This window comes from Seonamhaeicola sp. (assembly GCF_028281565.1).
GTDB lineage: Bacteria > Bacteroidota > Bacteroidia > Flavobacteriales > Flavobacteriaceae > Seonamhaeicola.
In genome coordinates, this window is sequence record NZ_JANQJQ010000018.1 from 127,137 (window position 1) to 152,394 (window position 25,258).

Annotated in this window: 11 protein-coding genes; all 11 read right to left on the minus strand. The window is 39.3% G+C overall.

Annotated elements, in window-relative coordinates; translation table 11 throughout:
• Window positions 1–63: 63 nt before the first annotated feature.
• The gene (gene sprA, locus Q0983_RS09505; RefSeq protein ID WP_299551919.1) at window positions 64–7,224 is read right to left on the minus strand and encodes a cell surface protein SprA; all 7,161 of its coding nucleotides are present in this window, start codon (window positions 7,222–7,224) and stop codon (window positions 64–66) included.
• 66 nt (window positions 7,225–7,290) lie between these two features.
• Window positions 7,291–7,872 (minus strand): Holliday junction branch migration protein RuvA, encoded by a 582-nt coding sequence (gene ruvA / locus Q0983_RS09510; protein ID WP_299551922.1) that lies wholly within the window; start codon window positions 7,870–7,872, stop codon window positions 7,291–7,293.
• A gap of 49 nt (window positions 7,873–7,921) precedes the next feature.
• Window positions 7,922–10,219, minus strand: coding sequence for an NADP-dependent malic enzyme (locus Q0983_RS09515; protein ID WP_299551925.1), 2,298 nt, complete (start codon window positions 10,217–10,219; stop codon window positions 7,922–7,924).
• Between the two features lie 193 nt (window positions 10,220–10,412).
• Entirely contained in the window at window positions 10,413–11,336 is a 924-nt protein-coding gene (queG, locus tag Q0983_RS09520) for a tRNA epoxyqueuosine(34) reductase QueG (RefSeq protein ID WP_299551928.1), read from the minus strand.
• A 67-nt stretch (window positions 11,337–11,403) separates the two neighbouring features.
• The gene (locus tag Q0983_RS09525) at window positions 11,404–11,715 is read right to left on the minus strand and encodes a GIY-YIG nuclease family protein (protein WP_299551931.1); all 312 of its coding nucleotides are present in this window, start codon (window positions 11,713–11,715) and stop codon (window positions 11,404–11,406) included.
• Window positions 11,716–11,767: 52 nt separating this feature from the next.
• A complete protein-coding gene (ruvB, locus tag Q0983_RS09530; protein ID WP_299551934.1) occupies window positions 11,768–12,790 on the minus strand; it encodes a Holliday junction branch migration DNA helicase RuvB in 1,023 nt (340 codons plus the stop codon).
• Between the two features lie 92 nt (window positions 12,791–12,882).
• Window positions 12,883–16,461, minus strand: a complete 3,579-nt coding sequence (locus tag Q0983_RS09535; RefSeq protein ID WP_299551937.1) for a M1 family aminopeptidase — start codon at window positions 16,459–16,461, stop codon at window positions 12,883–12,885.
• A gap of 15 nt (window positions 16,462–16,476) precedes the next feature.
• On the minus strand, window positions 16,477–17,361 hold the full coding sequence (locus tag Q0983_RS09540) for an ABC transporter ATP-binding protein (RefSeq protein ID WP_299551940.1): 885 nt from the start codon (window positions 17,359–17,361) through the stop codon (window positions 16,477–16,479).
• Between the two features lie 141 nt (window positions 17,362–17,502).
• Window positions 17,503–19,389, minus strand: a complete 1,887-nt coding sequence (locus Q0983_RS09545) for an OmpA family protein (protein ID WP_299551942.1) — start codon at window positions 19,387–19,389, stop codon at window positions 17,503–17,505.
• Window positions 19,390–19,407: 18 nt separating this feature from the next.
• Window positions 19,408–20,364: a type IX secretion system membrane protein PorP/SprF gene (locus tag Q0983_RS09550; RefSeq protein ID WP_299551945.1), complete on the minus strand. Its 957-nt coding sequence runs from the start codon at window positions 20,362–20,364 to the stop codon at window positions 19,408–19,410.
• 26 nt (window positions 20,365–20,390) lie between these two features.
• Window positions 20,391–25,085, minus strand: a complete 4,695-nt coding sequence (locus tag Q0983_RS09555) for a gliding motility-associated C-terminal domain-containing protein (RefSeq protein WP_299551948.1) — start codon at window positions 25,083–25,085, stop codon at window positions 20,391–20,393.
• Window positions 25,086–25,258: the final 173 nt, after the last annotated feature.

Genomic DNA, 25,258 nt, shown 5'->3' on the forward strand with positions numbered 1-25,258 from the left:
AAAGCTAAATTTTCAACTGTAAACTGCGACTGCGACTGAATACTGCCTACTGAACACGAGAAACTAGTTTCCAAAATTATATCTAAGGGTTAAACCGGACCTGATAGTCGTTTGCGGAAATGCCGTAGAAATAGCGTATTCTGAGAAGGCATAATCAAAATAAAAGATCCCTGTTAAGTTCTTGCTAAAGGCATAATCTGCGGTATATTTTAAACTCCAGATGGTTTGTCCCGAGGTCACCTGGTTGTTCTCCAAATCTAAATACCTGATAATGGTCTTATTATCTCTGACAGAGATATCGGCTTTCATGTCCAGATCACTTACAATACGCTTTTTAGGACCTGCCAGGTTAGAGCGAATACGTAAATCTTTAACCCTATAACCTAACCCGAGTGTGTATTCATTTCCTTGTACCTCTGTAAGCAGGTTATTATCAAAGCTAAGTGACAACATTCGGTCTTTTGCAACTTCGGCTAAAATCTTAACCGAGTTTTTCATTTCAAAATCAATGCGAACCAACGGACTAAAAGATTCTGTTAAATTAACTCCTCCAAACAATCGTTCATTTTTGAAATTCCCGGACTGGTCTTTTCCTGCGTCTGGTTGATTTGGATCATTATAGGGTATTCCCGGAACCGGCGCTTCATTATCATCCGGATTGGTATTTAAATTTAGGTTTGTATTAAACTGATTGATGGTATACGCCGAACGATACCCATGGGTTAATGAAAAACGTTTAAAGTGCTTTTTAAACCAGTTAAATTTCATAAAACCGGAATACTTCAAATCCCAGTTAGGGATCGGGATATCCCTAAACGCCCCGGTTCTAACTTTACCGGCGTCCTGCCCGGAATAAGCTGCTAAAAATGCCGGCAGTAGTACTTTCTGATTATTCTTTCCAAACCCCAGCGGGAAACCATCATCAGGATTTCTTGCGTAGGTAGTAGTACCATAGAATTGTTCCGCCAATCGTTCTGCCACTATTAACCTGTTGGCCCTAAAATCATTAAACGTTTCAGAGGTTATCTCATCACTCTTACTAAAGGCCGTTTTTATTAGTATGGTTGAAATATTAAAATTCCCAAAGGTATTGGGTGTTAAGGATTGGTATTCCAACAAACCACCCGTATCATTCACCCGATAGTTTTCGGTGTAATTTTCATAATAGGTCCTGTTTCCAACCACATCAATCTTTAGATCCCTTACCGGCTCCAGGCTTGCCGAAACATCCAACTGTTTGGTATGTGTGGCCGTATATTGTTGATTAAATTCGTCAAACACGGTTAGCCATCCCTTTCTGGCTGCCAAATGCCTGATATCACTTTGACTCCCAAATGTAAAACCTAATGTAGGTCGTAGCGTACCAATAAACCCGGGTGTTTGGGTATACCCCGGTAAAAAGGTTCCGTTGTTCTCAGAATACCTGAATTGCATCCTTTTGATACTGGTTAAAATATCTACACCGGCATTCAATATTTTAGTAACGGACTGGTTCTTAACCTTAGGCCTGGATTTATTGTTGTTATCCGCTCCCGGAGGCCCACCGGTAGGGGTGGTTCGCCTTCTTGCACGTCTAATTGGTTTTTTAACCAGTCCAATGTACTTGTAAAGCTTTTTCATATCCAATGAAGCATTAATATCATGCACGTTGGAATTTGAAATGGTATTAATATCTTCGCCTATCGCCTCGCCATACAAATCCGAGTCTTTTTGCCAATTGAACGTTCCGGTATATTGGTAGGTAGCATTCACAAAACTTAAGGTTGGTATTTTCTTTAAAGGTAATTGATAGGTCATTCCCAAGGTCTGCGTTTGCCGGTTAGGGTCACCAGCATCAAACAACCCGTCCCATACATCTAAAGTTTCATCCTGTTCACCCCGAATTAAATCGTTATCCTTAAAATAGTTACGTACAATATTATTATTGGCAGCATTAAAGTTTAATTGTAACGCATCGGTCACATTGTAATTTATGGTATATTGAAAATCAAACGTGTAATTTCTTCTAAATAATTCTTCAATACCAATATTTCCTCCCCCCAGATCTACCTCTCTAAACTTCTGACGGTTAAACTGCCTGTTAATATCGGTGTTAATCGCAAAGCTTGATGGCAGCAAATTAAAATTAAAATCCTTTAAGAGTTTCCAGTATTTCCCGGTGAATAAGGAATCGCTCTTTTTAAAAGGTTCAATTTTAACCGGATTAAAGTTGAAAGCATAGTTAGCACCAACACGAACCGTTTTGTTCACCGAATTTTCAATCTCAAAATCCCTGTGCTCCACTTCGTTATACGAATAGTTGAGAGTTAAATTTTCCACATCATAAAAACGTGGTGTTTTATCTGTAGTCCTCGTTTTACGTACTCCAATGAAGTTGATACTTTGGCGCTTTGTGTAATCTTCGGATTGTTTCTTTATAGTTTCCCGTTCTTCATTACTGTTAGCGGCATCTAATCGGGATTCTAAAGTCAGATCTTTGTAGAACTGGTCATATTTAGGTGTGATAAGTTCTTCGCTTTGCGCATAATTAAACGGTATTTGAATGCCCCATTTTTTTGGCAGTAATTGCCCTATCTGGACATTGGTAACCACATCATATTGCTTAACATCTTCCAAACTACGTTGGCTTGGGCCTTGCTCAATGGAGCCAAAGCCCGAGGTACTTTGTCTACCTGTAGCACTAATGTTGGCAAAATCGGCAATGTTGGTATCCATACTTACCACAGCTGCCCAACCACCTTCGTTATCCATATCGGACAACCGTAATTCATTAAACCAAACCTCGGCACATACATCATTTCTGGTGGTGGCATTCTTAACACCCACCATAAGGCTCCTTACATCTCCAAAGTTTGGATTTCCTTTTATACCAATTCTGTGTTGCCCCGGAACATACCCTGAAAACGGATCACCTACCGGTACCAGATCATTACCAACCACATCATAAAACGTAGGGTCTTCATTGGTCAATGTGCCGTCTGAAATGCCATTGGATTTAATCCGGCCCAATAATTCTATGGGCAAATTAATTTCATTGGCTTCCGGCCAAAGTCCTTCCCTGGTTGTTGACGTTGATACCTGCAATGGTATTTCAATCTGATAGAAGTTATCGTTTAAATCATTACCGATCCTGATAAACCCCACTATGTCATTATCGCTTAGATTACCCCCCTCATTATCGCCGGCATGCATAAACATTCTTAAACGTTTAAATTGCCGCATATCAACGCTGATGTTTTTAAAAACTGCCTTAGAATCTTCTGATTCCAGATTACAAACATTCACTACTAAGGATTGCTCATTTTGCGGTACCACGGTATTATTATTGAATAACTGTTCCGGTTCAATGCCCGGCGGTCTTTGATAGCTTCCTTCGTTCTCAAGGGTTCCAATAACACTTACGGCAAAATCGGTCTGAGGATCATCAGGTGTAGGATCATTTTTGTCAAGTGCCTGTGTGTAGCGCCTCCAGTCACTTCTAACTAAATCGAGTGTTCCAAAACGGAAAACAGTGGTTTGGCTGAACTCTTTAAGATACATACGCACAAAACGAACCGATCTTAAATCACTTATTCCACCCACTGCCCTAACATGACTACCTACCACCGGAACTCTAAACAGATACCACCTCACATTTTCAGAATCGCCATTAGGAAATGCCCGAGGCCTTTCTTTGTAATCCCTTAAAAAGTCCCTTAACGGATTACTGCTTGGTATGTTATCAAAATCTGCTTTTGACTGCGGTAAGTTTTGTCTTGTAATATCCAGTTCATATTCAAAATAACTATCAATCGTGTTCATGGTATTATCACGGTTGATATCCTCAACATCCGGCTGTGTATTGGCAGCTCTTTCCGTATCGGTAAAGGTATCCGGTGTATTTCCTTCTACACCGTTATATTTTTTATAACGTTCAAAAATATCGCCTTCGGTATCTAAGAAGTATGAATAATTGTCGTTTGCCGGATCCGGTCCAAAATTAGCCCCGAAAACACTGGCTTCTTCTGCATCATCATACCCATCATACCCCACATCCTGGTTGACACGTTCCTGACCGGTGGTATCAAAAGCATAAATTAAAGATTGATTTTGAGGTGTTACGGTTCCCCAGGACGTAGTTGGTAACAAACTAATATCACCATCTGCAGGCAATCCGTTTTCATAAAGCTTTTTACCGTCTTTTATAACATCCTCAGAAATATTACCCAGGTTAAACACCAATTTACCTCCGGGATTAGACGGATTCTCCTGAAACGGATCCTGTAACCAAAAATCTATGTACTCTACATTTTGCTGCTCAAAATCTGTAGACGTAAGTTGCCTGGTAATACCGGCCCAACTTTGATCCGGATTATCTATGATACCATCAGCAGCGGTAGATTCAAAATTATATGGCCCCCTTTCCTGAGGATAATAGGCCAGATCTAAAGTAAAAAGTACTGTATTTTGCCCTTGAACTAACTCCCTGTCGGGAAATAATTCATTGATAAAAACCCTACTGGTATATAAATTGGATAAGTCATTATCTGAAATGTCCCCCGGACGCCTGGTACTGTAAAAAATAGGGTCAATAGTGTACCAGTTTAACATAGCCCTACCATAACCGTTTTGAATACCGGCGTTGTCATCACCCGGTGAATTTGTTAAATCCAAAGGCCTACTGGATAAGAACCAGGATTGTTGCGCTGTTAGATCTATGGCGTTTTGCGTGCCTTCAAAATCGTCTATATATGAGGTAGCCTCCCCATTAAGATCGGTTCCTTTTGGTGCTCCCGGAGCCAAATAGGCAAACTCACCACGGATGGACAAGTTAGACTCGGCATCCGTGTCAATATTTGGTAACTTATTGGCCAATCTTGTTAGAAAAGGCACTTTAGTGGCATAATTTCCGTTTACTCCAAAAATGGTATTGTTTATAGGTTCTGTCCCGTAATTAGCTTTTTGAGTAATGGGTCGTTCATTCAGATTTAAAAGGGTAGCCCCTAAAACAAAATCTTCATTGAACTTATGTTCAATATTCAAGCCTGTAAAGCGCCTGGTTTGCTGACCAAAAACCGCATTGTTTTCGGTAGACACCTCAATGGGAGTATTTGACGCTTTCAGGGCTTCATCTAAAATTTGGACACGCCCTAACTGATAATTTACCGTATAATCAACACCTTCAACTAACAAACGACCACCGGCAGTTACTCTAACCGATCCTCTGGGAACATTAAACGCTCCCAACGGGATACCGTCATTACCAGCCGATTTATAACGTCCCTTAAGTTTGAATTTGTTCTTTTCTACTTCTTCTAAGGCAGCTGTCTTGGTTTGCTTATACAGAATATCGTAAACGTACTTCTGTTGATCTTCATTATAAGACAGGTTATCATCATAATTACCGCCGCCTAATTTGTTAAACAGGTATTCCCCAAAGGGTTCCGCACTGGTGAAAATAATTTTTCCGCCTTCAGTTATCACGGTAATTCCCGGATAAAAATCAAAAAAACCATCTCCTTTGGCCTGGGGATCATTATTAAAATTCAACTTATCTAAATTGAAAACTCTCAATAACGGCACATTTTCTATTAAATCATCTTCAGGCGTTGCTCCTGTAACCGGGTTCCCGTTGATATCCAAATCGAAACTTCCGCCAACCGGTGTGATAAAGTTTAATGGTGATGCCTCGTTGTAGAAAATGTTCAATTTGAAATCGTCCTGACTCAAATTATAAGCCCCGGTATCGTAGATGTTTTTCATCATCAAATCCCAAACCGGTTGATCCACATTGGTAACGCTACTTTTTAAAAGCTTTAAAACCAAACTTGTATTCACTACATTGGTCACTTGCCCTGATCCGTTAGTAGTAACATTGGTAGCATCAACGCCATCATTAGCAAACTCACCTACCTGGTACACCTGTCCGCCAACCGTATATTGAAAGGCTACCGCTAAAACCTCATCATTATTAAGACGTTGGTTTAATGAAATATACCCCAGCTGTGAATTCAAATCGTATTCCTGTGGTGTCAGCTTTCTGGCGTTTTCCAATTTAGCATAGTCAAATCCTTCATTAGCCACATTAGAAAGCGTACCAAAACCTTGTTGGGCTGTTGAAATATCTCTTATGGCTTCCGTAAGAATAGAACCTGAGCCAATGGTTGTGGGGTCTAAATTATTATTACCATTATCAGGAAAAGCTCCCGGCACCCCCACAGGATTTCCAAACACCTCGGCCTCAGCCAGGTCTTGTATGGCTACAATATTTCTAACATTTTCTGTTCTGTTGCTTCGGTTGGTAATCCAAACTTCAATTCTTGTGATTTGTAACCCTTTATTATCTATAAAAGGATAATTCCTTAAGGATCTATCATAAGTATCTTTAAAATACTGGGCTAAATAAAAGTGCCTGTTTTCATCATAATCTCTAATGAACAGTTCAAATTCCTCCACCGTTCCTCCACCCTGTGCCACAACGGTGTTTGCCTGTGATTTCTGTTCCGAAAACACCCCGGTAACCGTTGTTCTTCCAAACTGAAGCTGCGCTTTAACACCAAATAAACTTTGTGCTCCCGTGATTAACGCGCTGTTTAATGGCATATTGACATTACCAACTTCTATTTTTTGAATGATATCATCTTCGGTTGGCGTAAAATCCAGCTTAATAAGGTTTTGAAAATCAAAAGACGCCTGGGTGTCATAATTCGCGTTAACCTGAAGTCTTGTACCTACTTTCCCTTGCAAACTCAAATTGATTCTCTGGTCAAAATCAAAAGTGAAGTTACTTCTGTTTCTGGGCGAAAAAGAGGGGTTATCCTGTCTTGAAAACAGGATTCCCAGATCCATTTCTACGGAACCTTGCGGAACCACTTCAATAGTGTTCCCTCCAAAAATAGTTTCAAACAAACCGGATTTTACATAAAACTCCGGCAATAAATTTTTCTGCCCGTCTTCGCCTCCTTTTCTACCATCAAAAGCATCAATTTTTTCTTTGTAATAGGCCTTAATGTTTTCCCTTGCTACAAGCTCGTAATACTCTTTGGGTGTTAAGATAATTGGATATTTAATATTGAAGCTTCCAATTTTTTCGGTATAAATATATCGGTTAGTTACGGGGTCATAAGTGTATTTAGACTCAACACTATTGGGATCAGGGGACTTTATGGTTCCTTTGTTAAAGCCTGTTTTAACAGAATCCTGAGGTGTTTGTTGTGACCAGGCAAACACTGAATAGAATAGCACTAAAACTAAGAAAGTATATTGTTTAACTGACTTATAAAATTTGAGGTTAGTTCTGTTCAAAATCTATTATAAATTTTTTAAGGCCTGTTTAATAATGGTTTCAACATTAGCGTCTGGTTGTGAAACAACAATTTTGTCCACAACACGTTCTGCCTGTTTTTTAGTAAAACCAAGCACTTCTAAAGCAGATAACGCTTCATCTTTATTGGTATTGTCCTGTGAAACCGAAACTTCATCAATATCATAGATCTTCAGGATCTTATCTTTCAAATCTAAAATAACACGTTGCGCCGTTTTTGCCCCGATACCTTTGATAGACTGAATTAAGGCCACATCATTATTGGCGATACCTTCACGTACCTGTTTAGGGGTTAAAGATGACAACATGGTACGCGCTGTGCTGGCCCCAACACCACTTACTGAAATTAATAACCTGAAAATCTCTCGTTCCGCCATTGAAGAAAAGCCATAAAGCGTATGCGCATCTTCCCGTATTTGAAGATGGGTAAATAACTTTAAATGTTCGTTATCCGGGATTTGAGAGAATGTGTGCAATGAAATGTTAATCATATAGCCCACTCCGTTACAATCAATAACAACATGCGTTGGATTTTTTTCGGTTAGTCTCCCTTGTATGTGCGTTATCATTTATTGTAATTCCTTAACCGTCAAATGTACTAAAATTATTGCCACCATATTACTTCTTTTTGGCATTTTCTGCTTCCCATTTTTCTTTCTGTTGTGCATCGATTACAGCAATAGCAGTCATGTTTACAATTTCATCAACACTAGCACCTAATTGCAATATGTGAACGGGTTTACGCATGCCCATCATGATAGGCCCGATAGAGTCTGCTTCATGCAGTTCTTTTAGCAATTTATAAGTAATATTTGCCGAATCCAGATTAGGAAATATCAATGCGTTTACTTTTTTACCTACTAATTTAGAAAACGGGAATTTTTCTTTAAGCATGTCATCATTCAATGCGAAATCGGTTTGAAGTTCTCCGTCAACGTCCATATCCGGAAAATGACGATGCAAATAAGAAACCGCCTCACGAACTTTTGATGCTTTTTCATGTTCTGATGATCCAAAGTTAGAGTAACTGACCATAGCCAAAACCGGATTCATCCCGAATAGTTTTATAACCGATGATGTCATTTGAGTAATTTTAGCCAAATCTTTCGCAGTGGGATCAATATTGATAGATGTATCACTCAAAAATAATGGCCCGCGTTTCGTCATCATTAAGTTGGTGGTGGCAATTCTGGTCACACCATGCGCCATGCCAATAAGCTCTAACATAGGTTTAACAACGGTTGGATAACTACGTGAGTATCCCGAAATTAATGCATCTGCCTCCCCCTGATCTACCATCATAGCAGCAAAGTAATTACGCTCACGCATGAGTCGCTGTGCGGAATAATAAGTAACACCTCTACGCCTGCGTTGGTCCCAATACACCTTGGCATACCTGTTTTTTCTTGGGTTTTCTTCTTCGGTTTTAGGGTCAATAATAGGAATATCAGCATCAAATTCAATGGAAGCCATAAGTTCCTTTATAGTTTCTGTTCTTCCCAGCAAAATAGGTTTTGCAATACCTTCTTCATGAGCAATTTGAGCTGCTTTTAACACATCTAACTGATCTGCTTCCGCAAACACCACACGCTTTGGGTTAAGTCTTGCCCTGTTAAGCAATAACCTTACCAGTTTGTTATCAGAACCCAGGCGCTGAAGTAAAGCATCTTTATATTTTTCCCAGTCTTTAATAGACTTTTTAGCCACACCGCTATCAATAGCTGCTTTTGCTACTGCCGGCGGCACTTCGGCTATTAATCTTGGATCAAAAGGTTTTGGTATGATATACTCTTTTCCAAATGTCAATCTGGTTTCACCATAAGCAATATTTACCTGTTCAGGCACCGGTTCTTTTGCTAATCTTGCCAATGCTTTAACCGCTGCCATTTTCATTTCTTCGTTGATCTTGGTGGCCCTAACATCTAAAGCGCCTCTAAAAATAAATGGAAACCCCAGGACATTATTCACCTGATTAGGATGGTCACTTCTACCGGTGGCCATGATAATATCCTTTCGGGTAGCAACCGCCAGATCATAATTGATCTCCGGATCCGGATTAGCCATAGCGAACACAATAGGGTTTTTGGCCATAGCTAACAGCATGTCCGGACTTACTATATTCGCCAACGACAAACCGATAAACACATCGGCACCCTTCATGGCTTCTTCAAGGGTGTCTATTTTTCTATGTGTGGCAAATTCGGCTTTTTCGGCGGTAAGGTTTTCTCGGTCTTTTCTAATAACACCCTTACTGTCAAGCATAACCATATTTTCCTTTTTTGCACCACAGGCCCGATATAGCCTGGAACATGAAATGGCCGCTGCTCCGGCGCCACTGATCACAATTTTAGTCTTGTCAATCTTTCTCTTAGTAAGTTCTATAGCATTTAATAAGGCGGCCGCCGAAATAATTGCTGTTCCATGTTGATCATCATGCATCACCGGAATATCCAGCTCTTCTTTTAAGCGTCTTTCTATTTCAAAAGCTTCGGGAGCCTTAATATCTTCAAGGTTGATCCCTCCGAAAGTTGGTGCGATATTCTTGACCGTTTCAATAAAGGCATCCACATTTTCCGTATCCACCTCAATATCAAACACATCTATACCGGCAAAGATCTTGAACAAAAGGCCTTTCCCTTCCATAACCGGTTTTGAAGCTTCCGGACCAATATTTCCCAAGCCTAAAACTGCCGTACCATTGGAAATTACAGCTACTAAATTTCCTTTTGAGGTATAGCGATAAGCCTGGTCCTTGTCTTTTTCAATTTCCAGGCATGGCGCGGCAACTCCGGGTGAATACGCTAATGACAAGTCTCTTTGACTGGCATATTTTTTAGTTGGAACTACCTTGATTTTCCCGGGTCTGGGTTTTGCATGATATATAAGGGCTTCTCGTCTTTTACTTTCTTCGCTCATAATGGATTATCTTTTTTTATTCTCGCCTTTACTGAACCCAGACTTCGATACTTCGACAAAGCTCTGCACAGGCAAGCTTAGTCTGAGAGTTTGGTACAAACACGAGAATGACAGTTTTATATGAACTCTTTAAGCAGAAACTTAAAGAAGTTCTTTCAAACTTCAAATATAATAATCCTGAAAACGATAACAGCTAATCTTTTACAAAATCAATATTCCTTTTTAAGCCGCTAAACTTGGTACGCTTTACGGCCGATTTCTTAAATACTTTGCGAAACGTTTCTTCGGTAATTTCTTCCCAGTCTTTTTTTGACATGGATAATAATTCCGGATGTGGATTGAACAAAGGTTCCTTATGCGGTTTTGAAAACCGATTCCATGGGCATACATCCTGGCAGACATCACAGCCAAACATCCAATCGTCAAATTGGCCTTTGTATTCAGCAGGAATGTTATCTTTTAACTCAATGGTAAAATAGGAAATACATTTACTGCCGTCAACTACATAAGGTTCTACTATGGCTTGTGTTGGGCAAGCCTCTATACAAGCCGTACAGCTACCACAATGATCGGTTGTTGGGGCATCATAATCTAATTCCAAATCCACAATCAATTCAGCTACAAAGTAAAATGATCCCACTTGTTGGGTTAATAAATTGCTATGCTTGCCTATCCATCCCAGTCCGCTTTTTGCTGCCCAGGCTTTATCAAGCACTGGAGCGGAGTCTACAAAGGCGCGTCCGTTCACCTCGCCAATTTCTTCCCGGATAAATTGTAACAGTGATTTTAATTTGTCTTTTATCACAAAATGATAATCGGTTCCGAAGGCATATTTGGAAATCTTATAGCTGTTACTATTTTGTTCTTCCTGAGGATAATAATTTAGTAATAAGGAAATCACACTTTTTGAACCTTCTACCAGTTTTGTGGGATCTAATCGTTTATCAAAATGGTTTTCCATATAACGCATCTCCCCATGCATGTTTTGGTTTAACCAAGTTTCCAATCGCGGTGCTTCTGCTTCTAAAAATTCCGCTTTACTTATACCACATGATAAAAAACCGAGGCGCTTTGCTTCGGTTTTGATAAGTTGGGTATGTTTAGTTTTTGAAGTCATGATTATGAGACCAAGCCAAAATTGAAATATGTAACGATGTCACACTGAGCGCAGTCGAAGTGCTAATTTAGCTATTATATTTATAGTGTGTAGCATTTCTGCATTCTGACAGTATTTTAAGCATATCGTAATCACCATTTATTAAAGCTTGTTTCTTAGCTCGAGTCCAACCCTTAATTTTCTTTTCAAAATAAATTGCCTGAAGTACATCATTAAATTCCTGATAAAACTCTAAGGATAAAGGTCTTCGCTTAAAAGTATACGCGTCTTTTTTATAACCTGCCTGATGTTCTTCAATCCTTTTGCTTAAATCGTTGGTTATTCCAACATAAAAAGACTCGTCAGAACACTTGAGTATATAAATGTAGTAGATATACATATTGATATTATAATTGGGCTTCGACTGCGCTCAGCCTGACATAAGGAATAGGTCAAAACAAGCCACCCTGAATATTGCCTTTTATTTTACCCAAATGTTTATAAGCCAATTCTGTAACTTCACGTCCGCGTGGTGTGCGCATAATAAAGCCTTGTTGGATTAAAAAAGGCTCGTAAACCTCTTCAATGGTCTCAGGGCTTTCACTGACAGCTGTGGCAATCGTAGTGATACCAACAGGGCCTCCTTTGAATTTATCTATAATGGTCGATAATATTTTGTTATCCATATCGTCTAATCCGTGTGCATCAACATTCAATGCTTCCAGTGCGAATTTTGCTATTTTAATATCAATGTTCCCATTCCCTTTTATTTGGGCAAAATCACGTACACGACGCAACAAGGCGTTGGCAATGCGAGGTGTTCCCCTGCTTCGTCCTGCAATTTCAATAGCTGCTTCCATGGAAATTGGCACATCTAAAATAGAAGCACTACGCTGGATGATGGTAGTCAATAAATCGGTTTTATAATATTCCAACCTGCTTTGAATGCCAAAACGCGCACGCATTGGCGAGGTTAATAACCCCGAGCGTGTAGTTGCTCCAACAAGTGTAAAAGGATTTAAATTAATTTGAACCGTGCGGGCATTGGGACCAGACTCAATCATGATGTCGATCTTATAATCCTCCATGGCAGAATACAAATACTCCTCCACAATGGGACTTAACCGATGGATCTCATCAATAAACAATACATCACGCTCTTCTAAGTTAGTAAGTAACCCTGCCAAGTCTCCGGGTTTATCTAATACCGGTCCTGATGTAACCTTTATACCTACACTTAATTCATTGGCCAGAATATGTGCCAGGGTAGTTTTTCCTAATCCCGGTGGGCCATGAAACAAGGTATGGTCTAAGGCTTCGCTACGCAGATTGGCTGCCTGAACAAACACCTGAAGGTTTTCCAGTACCTGATCCTGACCTGTAAAATCATCAAAAGCTAAGGGCCTTAACTTTTTTTCTACGTCTAATTCTTCAGGAGAATAGTTTTCGCTGGATGGGTTTAGGTTTTCGTTCATAAGAGATTCTTCACTACGTTCAGAATGACAAAAAATTCTATACAAGCAAATATAAAGAAAAAGCCTTTCCGAAACAGAAAGGCCTTTTGATATTATTCGGAAGATATGGTTTTTATGTTATCATCATAAACCCTGTCAATTAAGAGGCGTCTTGGGTCTATAGCGGCTTTTCTTGGTATTGAATCCACTTCAAACGTGAAAGTTATTTTAGGTTTATTGATTTTTACACGTTCTTCATACAACAGATGTTCTTCATCGGCATCTGAAAATACGCCAATATCAACCCAGTCATTTATATCTACTTTGGTTTCATTCCCGATAGAATCCGCTTTGATCTTATACGATTCTATATCCATAGACACCTGATACTTCCCATTACTCAGTTTAGTATATTTAGCTGCTTTCATTCTATTATCATATAGTGTGATCTCTTTAAACCAATCTTTAATTAAGTAGTTTAAAGAGTCCGGAACCTGTGGTTCCAAATACCTCAGGAAATCTAACGATGTTGGGTAAGGCGGTGCTTGGTATTTGTATTCATTCAGAAATTCCCGCATAGCTGTATTCACCTTTTCCTCGCCTATATAATCCTGAAGGGCATATAGAATAACACTTCCTTTTCCGTAATGAATGTGCCCTTGGTTTTCTACTTTGTATAATGGCAACTCTATATCAACTTCACTACTTCTGCCTCTTAAATAGCGGTCGTGATCATACTTGAGAAACTCCCGCATCTTCATAGGTGTTTTTGATATGCTTTTCATGGTCATCAGTGCCGAATACTCTGAAAAACTTTCACTCATTAAAGTACTTCCCTGCATATTGGCACCAACTACCTGGTGTGCCCACCATTGGTGTGCCATTTCATGTGCAATGACGGCATCTACCACATTGTTGTCTTTTTCATCTTCCAGGTTGATTATAAAACCAATGGCTTCCGAGTATGGCATAGTTCCTGGAAATGCCTGTGCAAAAGAGGCATAACGCGGAAACTCTACAATCCTGCATTGTTTATGATAATACGGGCCGAAATTTTCTGTGTAATATTTTAAAGAGCGCTCTACAGCATCCAACATCATATCCACATTCCAGGGATGTTTTTCATCGTGATATACTTCAATATCAATACCGTTCCATTTGCGTTTTGCTACCTCGTATTTAGCCGAAATAAAGGAATAAAAGTTTTGTGACGGGTGATCTGATCTGTAGTGATAATAATTCCTGCCGTTTTCTTCCCATTGTTTCTGCAACGATCCCGGTGCAATGGCAATTTGGTCTTTTGTTGTGGAAATAACGGTTTCTACACTTATGTAATCTGAACGCCCGTCTGACAAATAATTGGCCATACAACTTTCGGAACAATTTTCTTCCAGTTCCGGCATTCGGTCCTTCGGTTTTAAACCATATTTTCTGCGGGTGTTTTTATCACTTAACTCAACATTGGAATCGTAACCCAGGCTTGGTAAAATTTCAAAATTATTCAGAAACGTCCCGTTGTTGACAATCCCAGTACTTCCTCTACCGTTTTCAAAACCCTTGGTAATATATTGGGTGTTGATCTCTATCTCAATAGTACTTTCCGGCTGCAATGATGTATTCAGTTTATAAATTAAATATCCAAATTCTTCATCTTCTACAACTAAATCGGAATTCGGTATTTTAATCTCCGGTTCCCAGCGTTCATCTATCACAAAATGAAGGGAATCTATGGGCTCATTGGTCTCGTTAGTCAATTGCAATTTAGATTTTACTAACACATCTCTCTTGTAAGGAAAAATATCTATAAAATATTTAGCATCGGTTATTTTAGGGTGATTTACATTTTCGTATCTCTTGTATTTCTTTTCAAAGTCGGCAAAAAGCACTTCCTGCTCCTCAGATGTTCTGTAACTATTTAAAACCTGTGTGTTATAGTACACATAGCCTGCAACTGCTCCCCAGGCAATAGTAAAGACCAATGTTAAAATTTTATAGCTTTTTGGCACTTCTTTTTTAGCAGTTAACATCTTTTCCTTTAAAGAAGTTACAACGCCTCTATTCCATAGAGCTCCGGCAATCAGTAAACAAATAATGGCAAAAAGGCTCCAATACAAATTAAACCACATGGCACTTTTGAGTCCCGGACCAAATGCATTCATATCCGAATACATCAATGAAGGCCCTGCGCCTATTTCAACCATATTGCTTTGGATGTCTAAAATGGCTAAAACGATCTCCCAAATAAAAATAACAGCTATTGAAATGAAATATCCAATGTATTTGTTGCTGGATACCACCTGGATCATGATCATAACACCACTCCAAATAACATAAAGTATCAGGTTAGAGTAAATGAAATCCAGAAAATAGATATCTAATTCTATCCTGGTATAACCGTTTAGTAACTGATAAATAATCCCACAGAACACAAAAAATACATGTAGAATTGTTGTAACTCCAACTAAGGACAGTGCTTTGGCAGATAACGAAATAAGGGACTGATGCGGCGTAGCATCAATTACCTCGTTGATTTTATGATCTCTGTCACGCCAAATCAATTCACCGCTAAAAAACACCAGGGTGATTACTACAAAAATCCCCGAAGCATCATTTATTAAATCTATGAGCTTGTAGGTTAACGGGTAGGATTGGAGGCCATAATATTCAAACCCTCCAACCAGGTTGGAGATCAGGATAATAGCACTAAAAATGAATAATATCTTAAATGTTACACTTTTAACTATACTTAAAAAGTTAACGTAAAAAAAGCTTTTAAACTGAAGCCAATTTGTTTTTTTATCGAATTGAAATTGAAGTTCGGGGAATGAAAAAACAGCTTCATTTTCTTTTGTCTCAACTTTTTGGGCTTTTACCTTTTTGTTCTTCTCTTTAAATGAGAAGCCAAAATATGCCAATAACAAAATCAAAGCGCCAACAGCAATCCAAATAACCCGGTTCCATAAAATCAGACCTTCAAACGCAGGGCTAAGCGTATTCTTTTCTATTGGTGTGTAATACTGCGTATGAATTGAGTACGTTCTGTTTCCAAAAATATCGGTAAGTGCTGCCAGGGTTTCATTATCTACATCAGACATTAAAGTTCCCGAGATGATATAGGCCACAATGATAATTAAGGTGCCGGCGAATGAAATGACCGTACTACGCCATTTATTGGCAATGGCATAAATAATAGCGCCAACAAAGAACATGTTTGGCAAAACAAATACGAGGTAATTGTTTACAAAGGTTGCCAAATAAAAATCACCAAATCGTTCCGCATCCACCCAGCCAAAAGCCGGTGCCATAGCCGATCCTACTAAAACACCAACGTAAACCCCCAGTAATGGCACTGTAGCCACGATCAATGCCCCGAAAAATTTACCAAAAAAGTACCCTAACTTACTTAACGGCGTACTAAAAATTATTTCATTAAAATTGTTCTTAAAATCCCTTAAGGCCGCATTATTGAAAAATGCCGTGGCAATGATCAATCCAAAAATGGTAAGTACATTAACGTAAATTGTAATAATATACGGTGCATTTTTATAAATGTTACCAACGGCCCCTCCTATTCTAACATTATCGCTAACAATCGCAAAAAACACTAATATACTTATGACACCCAGGAAGATATACACCATGGGCTGCCTTAACGTATATTTTAATTCTGAAAAAAAGAATGTTTTAAACATGATGGAAATTATTGGTTAAACGAGGCTATTGGATGTATTAATCCTTGAAAAGAAAACATCCTCCAAATTAGGTGTTACCGGTTCAAATCCATGTTCCGGATGTGACTCGCTTAACACATGGATCAGAGGTTTTCCTCCGGACATCTTATTGGAAATGATATTGTAGTTTTGGGCATACATTTCCAATTCTTTTCGTTCAACCAATTTTCTATATACTCTACCGTTTAATTCCTGAATAGCATTTTGTGGTGATCCCTGATAGACTATTTCACCCAAATTCATAATGGCCATTTTGGTGCATAATTCTCTAACGTCATCCACTATATGCGTAGACAGAATGACAATAACATCTTTACCAACATCTGCCAATAAGTTGTAAAACCTATTCCTTTCACTCGGGTCTAATCCGGCTGTAGGCTCATCCACAATAATTAACCTGGGGGCCCCAATTAAGGCTTGTGCAATTCCAACACGTTGTTTCATCCCACCGGAAAAACTCTTGACACTTTTGTTTCGCTGTTCATATAAATTAACCTTATTTAATAGGTAATTGACCATATCTTTTCGGTGAGACTTTCTGGTGATACCCTTTAATATCGCCATATGATCCAACAGTTGTTTTGCGGTAATTCTGGGATACACACCAAATTCCTGAGGCAGGTACCCTAATACTTTACGTAATTCTGCGGGTTGGTTAATGATGTCTATGTCTCCTAAAGTTGCTGACCCGGAATCGGCTTCCTGTAAAGTAGCAATGGTGCGCATTAAAGAAGATTTTCCCGCACCATTTGGGCCTAGTAGTCCAAATATCCCGTTTTCAATTTCAATACTTACATCTACTAAAGCTTTAACGCCATTGGGGTATGTTTTCGATAAATTGGTGATAGTTAGTTTATTCATTGAAGTGGTTTTAGTTAGTTAAAACAATGATTAGACGACCTTTGGGAGAATTCGTTACATCTTAAATATACACAAAAAAGTCCCTTCCAAACTGGAAGGGACCTTTAAATAAATACTAGGTATTTGGTTGGTATACTATAACTAATTCAAAATAGTGAACTCGCAACGTCTGTTTATATCATATTCGGAATCATCGCAAATGCCTTCTTTAACACATTTGTTAAGTGGTTGCATTTCGCCATAACCGATACTTTTTAAGCGGTTTCTGTCAATGCCCTGGCTTACCAGGTACTCTAAAGTGGAAGCCGCTCTGCGCTTAGACAAGTCTAAATTGTATTGGTCCGGTCCGCGAGCATCCGTATGTGCTGAAACCTCAACTTCCATAGATGGATATTTCTTCATTAAATCTACTAACACATTTAGGGTAACCGCGGCATCTTCCCGAATATGAGACTTATCAAAATCGAAATATATCTTATCTAATTTCACTTGTACATCGCCTTTTTCAGTTTCCTTTATACGTTCTTCGGCATCGGCAAAAGACTCTAAGCTGAGGTAAATATTATGTTGTACTTTCCCTTTACTATCTGTGGAGAATTCAACATCCTGGGGAATATAGGCTTTTCGCGTTCCGCGAACTTTGTACTTTTTGTTAGGTTCTATTTTGAAAATATAATACGCATCATCACCAACTATAGTGTCTTGTATTACAGTGTCTGATTCATCAAATAGCGTTACTAAAGATCCTGCTAATAATGCTTTACTGTTTAAGTCTTGTACAATGCCCTCAACCTGGTACTTTGTCAACGGGTTTTCTTCCCTGGCAAAACCAAATAGTCTATCATATCCTGTTCGGTTTGACGATACATAACCCCTATTATCTTTTTCTCTAATAACATAAGCAAAGTCGTCTAAATGACTGTTTATGGTAGGTCCTAAATTAACCGGTCTATCAAAACTGCCGTTTACCATATTGCTTCTAAATACATCTAAACCGCCGTACCCCTGGTGGCCAATTGACGAAAAATACAAGACATTAAATTCGCTTATAAACGGAAATTGTTCTCTGTGTTTTGTGTTTACCGTGTCACCTAAATTTTCCGGCTCCCCGTAAGTTCCATCTTCATTGATGGCTACTTTGTAAATATCAAAACTCCCATAGGTTCCAGGCATATCACTGGCAAAATAAAGTGTTTTTTCATCTTTACTTAAAGCCGGATGTTCTGTGCTGTAACTATTTGATGTAAATGGCAATGCCGTAACATTCGTCCATTGTCCGTCTACCAGTTCCGCTTTATAAATTTTGATATGCGCTATACGGTCTTCATCTGTTTTCTTTCGCGTTGTATTGGTCCTGTTAAAGTACATGGTTTTGCTATCTTTGGTAAAAACGGCATTACTTTCATGCGAATCCGTATTAATCGCATCGGAAAATGGCTCGACATCCTTTAGCGCATTACCATCTGTAAGTGTAGCGCTGTATAGGTCTAAATAGGGTAACTCATTCCATGAATAGGACGGATTTTCGGTATTTCTTGCGGAAGCAAAAGCCACTTTGTTGTTTCCATAAAAAGTCAAACCAAAGTCACTGCTCGAACCTTCATTTTCAATTTGTTTTAATTCAAAATTGTGAGGCGTGGTTTTTTCTGTGGTTTTGATAAACGCCAGCGTGTTTACAGGTTTATTATAATATCTGCTTAGGTGTTTATCTGCTTCTTTATAGTTTTTAACGCCTTTTAGGGCTTGTGCATATCGAAAATGGTATTCAATATCAATAGAATCGCCATATTCTACAAACAACTCCCTATAGGTTTTAATCGCTTTTTGAAGGCTTGTATTATAGTAATAACTATCCGCTAAGTTTTGAAGCACCTCCTGGTTACGCTCTTTGGTTTCGTACAATTCCGCTGCTTGTGTATAAGCACGCATTTCAAAAAGCTTATTAGCTCGTTTCGTATTTCCTTTTTGGGCCAAAGCTATTCCGCTAACTAATAAAAGGCTTGCAAGTATGTATATTTGTTTTTTCATTTTCCTATTATTAAATGTTTAGAAGAATCTTGGTGAACGGTCATAACCGCCTTTAAGTCCGAATAAATCCACATCAAACAAAATGAAGATCTCATGAGACCCTGAATTAAAATCCCCCAAATTAGAGGTTGTAAAATCATAGGCATAACCAATGCGTAAATCGGGGCTGATTCTAAAATTAACCAATCCGCTAATGGCGTCACCTAAACGGTAGCCTAAACCAGCTTCCAGTTTTTCATTAATTAAAACATTTGCTGTAATATCCAGAGCCGGCGGTGCACCACTTACGCCTCTTGCCATAAAGGCAGGTTTAAATTTTAAGTTCTGGTCAATATCAAAAACATAACCTCCCGTAAGGAAATAATGTACACTTTGAACGCCTGTGGCTCTGACACCATTCTCTGTTTCAATATGTTTTGTTGTTAACATATTGGGGGCAGATAATCCTAAATAATAAGTATCGGTAAAAAAGAAAGCACCGATTCCTAAATTAGGAAATGCTTTACTCACGTTTTCATTAAAAGCCACATCGGTGGTTGTATTACCGGATTGCAACACAAAACCATCAAAGGTCGTATCGAAAAAAGTGAATCCGGCTTTTAAGCCTAAGGATATTTTACTTTCAATACCTACCGGCAATACATAGGCAAAATCTGCAAATACATTATTTTCGTTTACCACATCACCAATATTATCGTTTGTAAAAGAGATGCCCATCTCAATTTTATCATTTATCGGTGTGTGTGCAAAAAAGGTTCCTGTTTTCGGAGCGCCTTCTAAACCTACCCATTGTGTTCTGTAAAGCCCACCAAGGTTTAAAATACCTTCGTCTGCGATAGCATAGGCAGGATTTATTACACTCATATTATACATATATTGAGTGAATTGCGGGTCTTGTTGCGCATGACTTTGAAAGGACAATACTATGATACTTAACAAAGCAGCTATTTTATGATATATATTTAAATGTTTCATTGTCTTAAATTTTACTTTGTTATAAATTATCTGCTTAAGTATAAGCGTCCTTGTTCCGGTTTATGTTCGCCATCGTTATAATAGAATATGTAGAAGTAAACACCAACGGGTAAATCGCCACGACCTAATGTTCCGGATTGGTTAGACCTTCCGTTAAATCGAGGGGTGTTGGCATTTCCTTTGTAAACTACATTCCCGTTTCTGTTATAGATCTCCATGGCGAAATTTGGATATAAAATGTTTAGATTATCCACATCAAAGGTGTCGTTCACCCCATCGCCATTGGGTGAAAATCCATCCGGAATAATCAAATCACCACAGGATGTTAAATCCGGAGTTACGGGTAATCGTACATTACTTTCACATCCGGTAACCAAATCGATTAAAACGGCATAATATGTAGCTCCGTTATCGAGTGAACTACTTTCGGAGATGACCGATCCACCTACATCACTATCGTACCAGGCTACGCTATAAGATGATGGATCAAAATCGATATTAGAGGTTAGTTCACTAATAGTAGGGCCATCATTGATACATAGTTCCTGGTTTGCAGAAACCAGTGTTGGTGTAGGAGCATCATTTACGGTTACCGTAACCGGCACACTGGTTGAAGACTCGCAGCCAGAATTGTTAGTTTGGGTTGCATAATAATCTTCCCCATCAACTAAAGTATCTGTGGCATTTGCAGCCGTAGTTAAAGCAGCATCTTCATACCAGGTAATGGTTCCGCTGGAACTAATTAAGGCATCTAAATCTGAAACTGTTGGATTGTCAGCCAAACAGAATTGAGGTGCACCATTAGTTACTGTTGGTGTAGGTGTGTCCTCAATGGTAACTGTAATACTTGCTGAGGCATCTGAAGCACAAGGTGATGTTGCTGCTACTGTATAGGTGTAAACACCTGCAGTGTCAACCGTAGGATCAAACTCTCCCGTACCACTGGCTAATGCGGGTGACCATATACCTCCGCCTTGAGCGCCGCTTCCTAAAAGTGGGAATAGGTCTGTAATGCCGTCAATTATACAAATTGTTGCAGGTGCATCCGACCCTGCGAAGGGTGCTAAGGTTACCGTGACATCCACTTCACTGCTAAACGTACCACAACCATTAGTTAAGGTGTATGTATAAGTTCCTGGAGCATCAATTAAAGGATCGAAAACACCTGTACCACTATTTAAGGCAGGAGACCAGGTTCCTCCGGTATCTGCACTTCCAATAAGTGTAAACAGATCTGTGGTTCCGTCATTACTACAGACGTCTAAAGTATTATTTGTTCCTGCGTTTAAAGGCTCATCAATAGTTACTGTTATTGTTGTACTATCGTCAACACATGGTGCAGAAGCTGTTATTAAATAGGTAAATTGATACGTTCCTGCTGAAACAGCCGTAGCATCAAAAATATTTCCTGTTAAAGCTCCTGTGCCGTCATCATCTATCCAGGTTCCGCCTGTATCCTGAGTACCGTCTAAACCGGTATCCAAATCTATACTATTGTTATCATTACATGCCAGAATTGAGGTTGTATTCGGATTTCCGGCATCAGGTGATTGATAAATTGTAACAACTACTGCTGTCCTTGCTGATGATTCACATCCGGTTGTTGCATCTGTTTGCGTGGCATAATAGGTTTGCCCATCAACCAAAGCAGTCGTGTCTGCCAGTGGAGTACCTCCGGTTGTAACATCATACCATTGGATTGTATTCCCCGTGGCCACCAAATCAGCCACCGTTGCCGTATCACAAAACTCCTGGGGAGATGTAGCAGCTGGTGCCGGTGTATCATTAATAATAATGCTTACGGTCACATTAACATCATCACAAGACCCAATAGCATTAACGTCATAAGTAAAATTATAGGTGCCCTGGGCTAAACCGTCAAGTGTTACTGTGTTACCACTTAATGCTCCGGAAGCATCATCATCATTCCAAACACCCGATTGGTCTTCTCCTGTTAACAGATCGAACAGATCATAGGTTTGTGCAGGTGTTATTTCTCCTAAGCAAAAGGCAACCGGCGTATTTGGTGTTCCGGATTCCGGTGCATCTTCAACGGTAACCACTACTGTTGAACTGTTTGTACAGCCGTTAACATCAGTGATGCTATAGGTAAAACTGTATGAACCAATGGCTAATACTGTTAAATCAACATTACTTCCTGTTAAAGCCCCTGTTGTATTATCATCTGTCCAGGCGCCTCCGGCATCTTCTCCTGATAGCTGCCCGAATAGATCTAAAGGCGAATTTGCCACTAAATCATTTTCACAAAATGTAGCCGGTGTTGGGGTTCCTGTTTCCGGCCTTGGCCATACGACAATTTGAACGGTTACATCAACATCTGAACAACTTCCAATATCCGGTACTGAATAGGTATAATTATAGGTTCCATCAGTTAAAGCTGAAATGTCAATAGGATTGGTAGCAACTGCTCCCGAAGTATCCGACCCGATATACCAGATCCCGTTGGTGTCTTGCGTACCATCTAAAAGTGTAAACAGATCGAATGGAGAATTTGTTCCTACATTTTCTTCACAAACTTCAAACGGGGCTAAGGCATTTCCGGACTCCGGTGCGTCTTCAACGGTAACTACCACTGTTGAACTGTTTGTACAGCCGTTTGTATCTGTGATACTATATGTAAAACTGTACGAGCCAATGGCTAGAACTGTTAAATCAACATTGCTTCCTGTTAAAGCCCCTGTTGTATTATCATCTGTCCAGGCGCCGCCGGCATCTTCTCCTGATAGTTGTCCTAATAAGTCAAGCGGTGAATTCGCTGCTAAATCATTTTCACAGAAAACAGCTGCTGTTGGAGTTCCTGTATTGGGTAATGGGTTAATGGTTACTGAAACCGTAACCAAGACATCGTCACAACTTCCTATAGCGTCAACATCATAAGTAAAACTATAGGTTCCCGAAGTATACCCTGATAAATCTACCGGATTTGAAATAGTGGCTCCGGAATTATCTGTTCCTATATGCCATGTTCCTGTTTGATCCTCTCCTACTAATAAATCAAATAGATCATAACCGGAAGGCGCTGTCCCTTCACAGTATTCCGGGAAGGTTGCAACCGGTGCCCCTGATTCCGGAGCCGGTTCAACAGTAATAGTGATCGACTCTGTATCTGAACATGATCCGTTATCAATAGTATAGTTAAACGTATAAGGACTTCCTGCTACCGTAAAACCGGTTATATCTATTGGATTGGAAACTGTTGTGCTCGTTGCATCTGTCAAGGTTCCGCTATTATGGTCCTGAGACCCGTCCAGGGCATTAAATAGATCGAATGGTGAATTCGCTGCCAGGTCATTTTCACAAAATGTTTGATTAACAGCATTTCCTGCATTTGGATCTGAAAGCACAACAACCTGAACCGTTGTAGATTCTTCCGGACAAGGGTTAGGTGCTAAATTTTGAGTATAAGTAAAATTATAAGTCCCCGCTGTAAAACCACTTAAATCTATGGGGCTTGTAACTACCGGGTCTGTACTTAAAGTCCCTTGCGTCCATTGTCCATTGGAATCGTAGTTTTCTATAAGTGTAAATAAATCGAAGGAACCCGGTAATTGAGACTCGCAATAGGTTGCCGGGTTTAATCCTGATGGTATTCCTGATGATAATGTTTCATGAACTGTTATAACGACTGTTGAAACTCCGTCAGGACAAACTCCTGTGCTGGGTACGGTATAAGTAAATGTATAATTTCCGGGTGTTGTTAATGTTGAGATATTAACGGTTCCCAAATGTCCGTTTGAAGTTGCTAACGGGCCGGACCAAGCTCCGGTTGTATCTGGCGTACCTCCCAGTTCATCGAATAAATTAAAGTCACCGGCCGGTAAACTACTATCACAATACTCTAAAGTTCCCGGTGTTCCCGGATCAACCGGAATATCAATGGTTACTGTAACCGCTGCCGGGTTACTAACACAAAAAATATCGTCTATTTGTACATAATATGTTTGTCCGTCAACCAGTGGTGCTAAAGGCGATAAAGCCGGAGGTATTGGTTCTCCAAAAGCATCAAGATCTTCGTACCAATTATAATTTGTAGCCGTTGTCCCAGGGTCTAAATTACCAACCAAAGGGTTTGAATCTGAACAAAATTCCTGGTTACTGGCTGGCGTAGGATCCTGTGGTGCCGCAAATACTCCTATTTGACCTATTTCCAATTGACTTTTACAGCTGCCATTATCAACAAATACGATGTAATAATTGGCTGCTCCACCGGCCAGGGCATCCGTAGTATTGGCTTGATTTGTTAAACTAAAATCATAATAGATCTCAACAGATCCGCCTGGTGGGATACTTGATTGCAATACATCATCTATATAAGTTTGAATGGTAGCATTTTCATTACTACAGTAGATCTGATCCAAATTTTGATTTGAAGGGTTCACCTGAAAATCAATAACTATAGATGCTCTTGAACCGCAGGTTCCGGAATTGTCATCTGCATAGTAGGTGCCTTCATCAACAAGTTGATTTGGATTAAAAGGACTACCTCCGGTAGCAGCATTATACCAAACAATACCGTTACCATTATCAGTGGCATAGTCTGCACTTAAATCTGAAAAGGTATAACCAGATGCGTCGCAAATTGTTGGGTTGGGGTCTGTAATTGTAGGACATTGCCCGAAACTTGCGTACGATGTCCAGAGCAATACCAAAATATAGGATGCCTTTCTAAATACATTCCTAAGCGAGGATTTTGTTATCATGTTTGAAATATTAAAATCATGTATTAATAGCTTTCTAAATCAGGCTGAAAATTATTCTTTCTTTAATATGGAATTAATCTTACAATCTAATTAGACGTTGCAATTTAACTGATTTTTTTGTATTTCAACGATATTTTTTAATTTTTTTTGCATTTTATCGAAAAAAAATGCTT

Coding starts and splice junctions, on each gene's coding strand:
- ruvA (WP_299551922.1), bottom strand. CDS start 7,872: ATGATAACGCACATACAAGGGAGACTAACCGAAAAAAATCCAACGCAT.
- Q0983_RS09515 (WP_299551925.1), bottom strand. CDS start 10,219: ATGAGCGAAGAAAGTAAAAGACGAGAAGCCCTTATATATCATGCAAAA.
- queG (WP_299551928.1), bottom strand. CDS start 11,336: ATGACTTCAAAAACTAAACATACCCAACTTATCAAAACCGAAGCAAAG.
- Q0983_RS09525 (WP_299551931.1), bottom strand. CDS start 11,715: ATGTATATCTACTACATTTATATACTCAAGTGTTCTGACGAGTCTTTT.
- ruvB (WP_299551934.1), bottom strand. CDS start 12,790: ATGAACGAAAACCTAAACCCATCCAGCGAAAACTATTCTCCTGAAGAA.
- Q0983_RS09535 (WP_299551937.1), bottom strand. CDS start 16,461: ATGTTTAAAACATTCTTTTTTTCAGAATTAAAATATACGTTAAGGCAG.
- Q0983_RS09540 (WP_299551940.1), bottom strand. CDS start 17,361: ATGAATAAACTAACTATCACCAATTTATCGAAAACATACCCCAATGGC.
- Q0983_RS09545 (WP_299551942.1), bottom strand. CDS start 19,389: ATGAAAAAACAAATATACATACTTGCAAGCCTTTTATTAGTTAGCGGA.
- Q0983_RS09550 (WP_299551945.1), bottom strand. CDS start 20,364: ATGAAACATTTAAATATATATCATAAAATAGCTGCTTTGTTAAGTATC.
- Q0983_RS09555 (WP_299551948.1), bottom strand. CDS start 25,085: ATGATAACAAAATCCTCGCTTAGGAATGTATTTAGAAAGGCATCCTAT.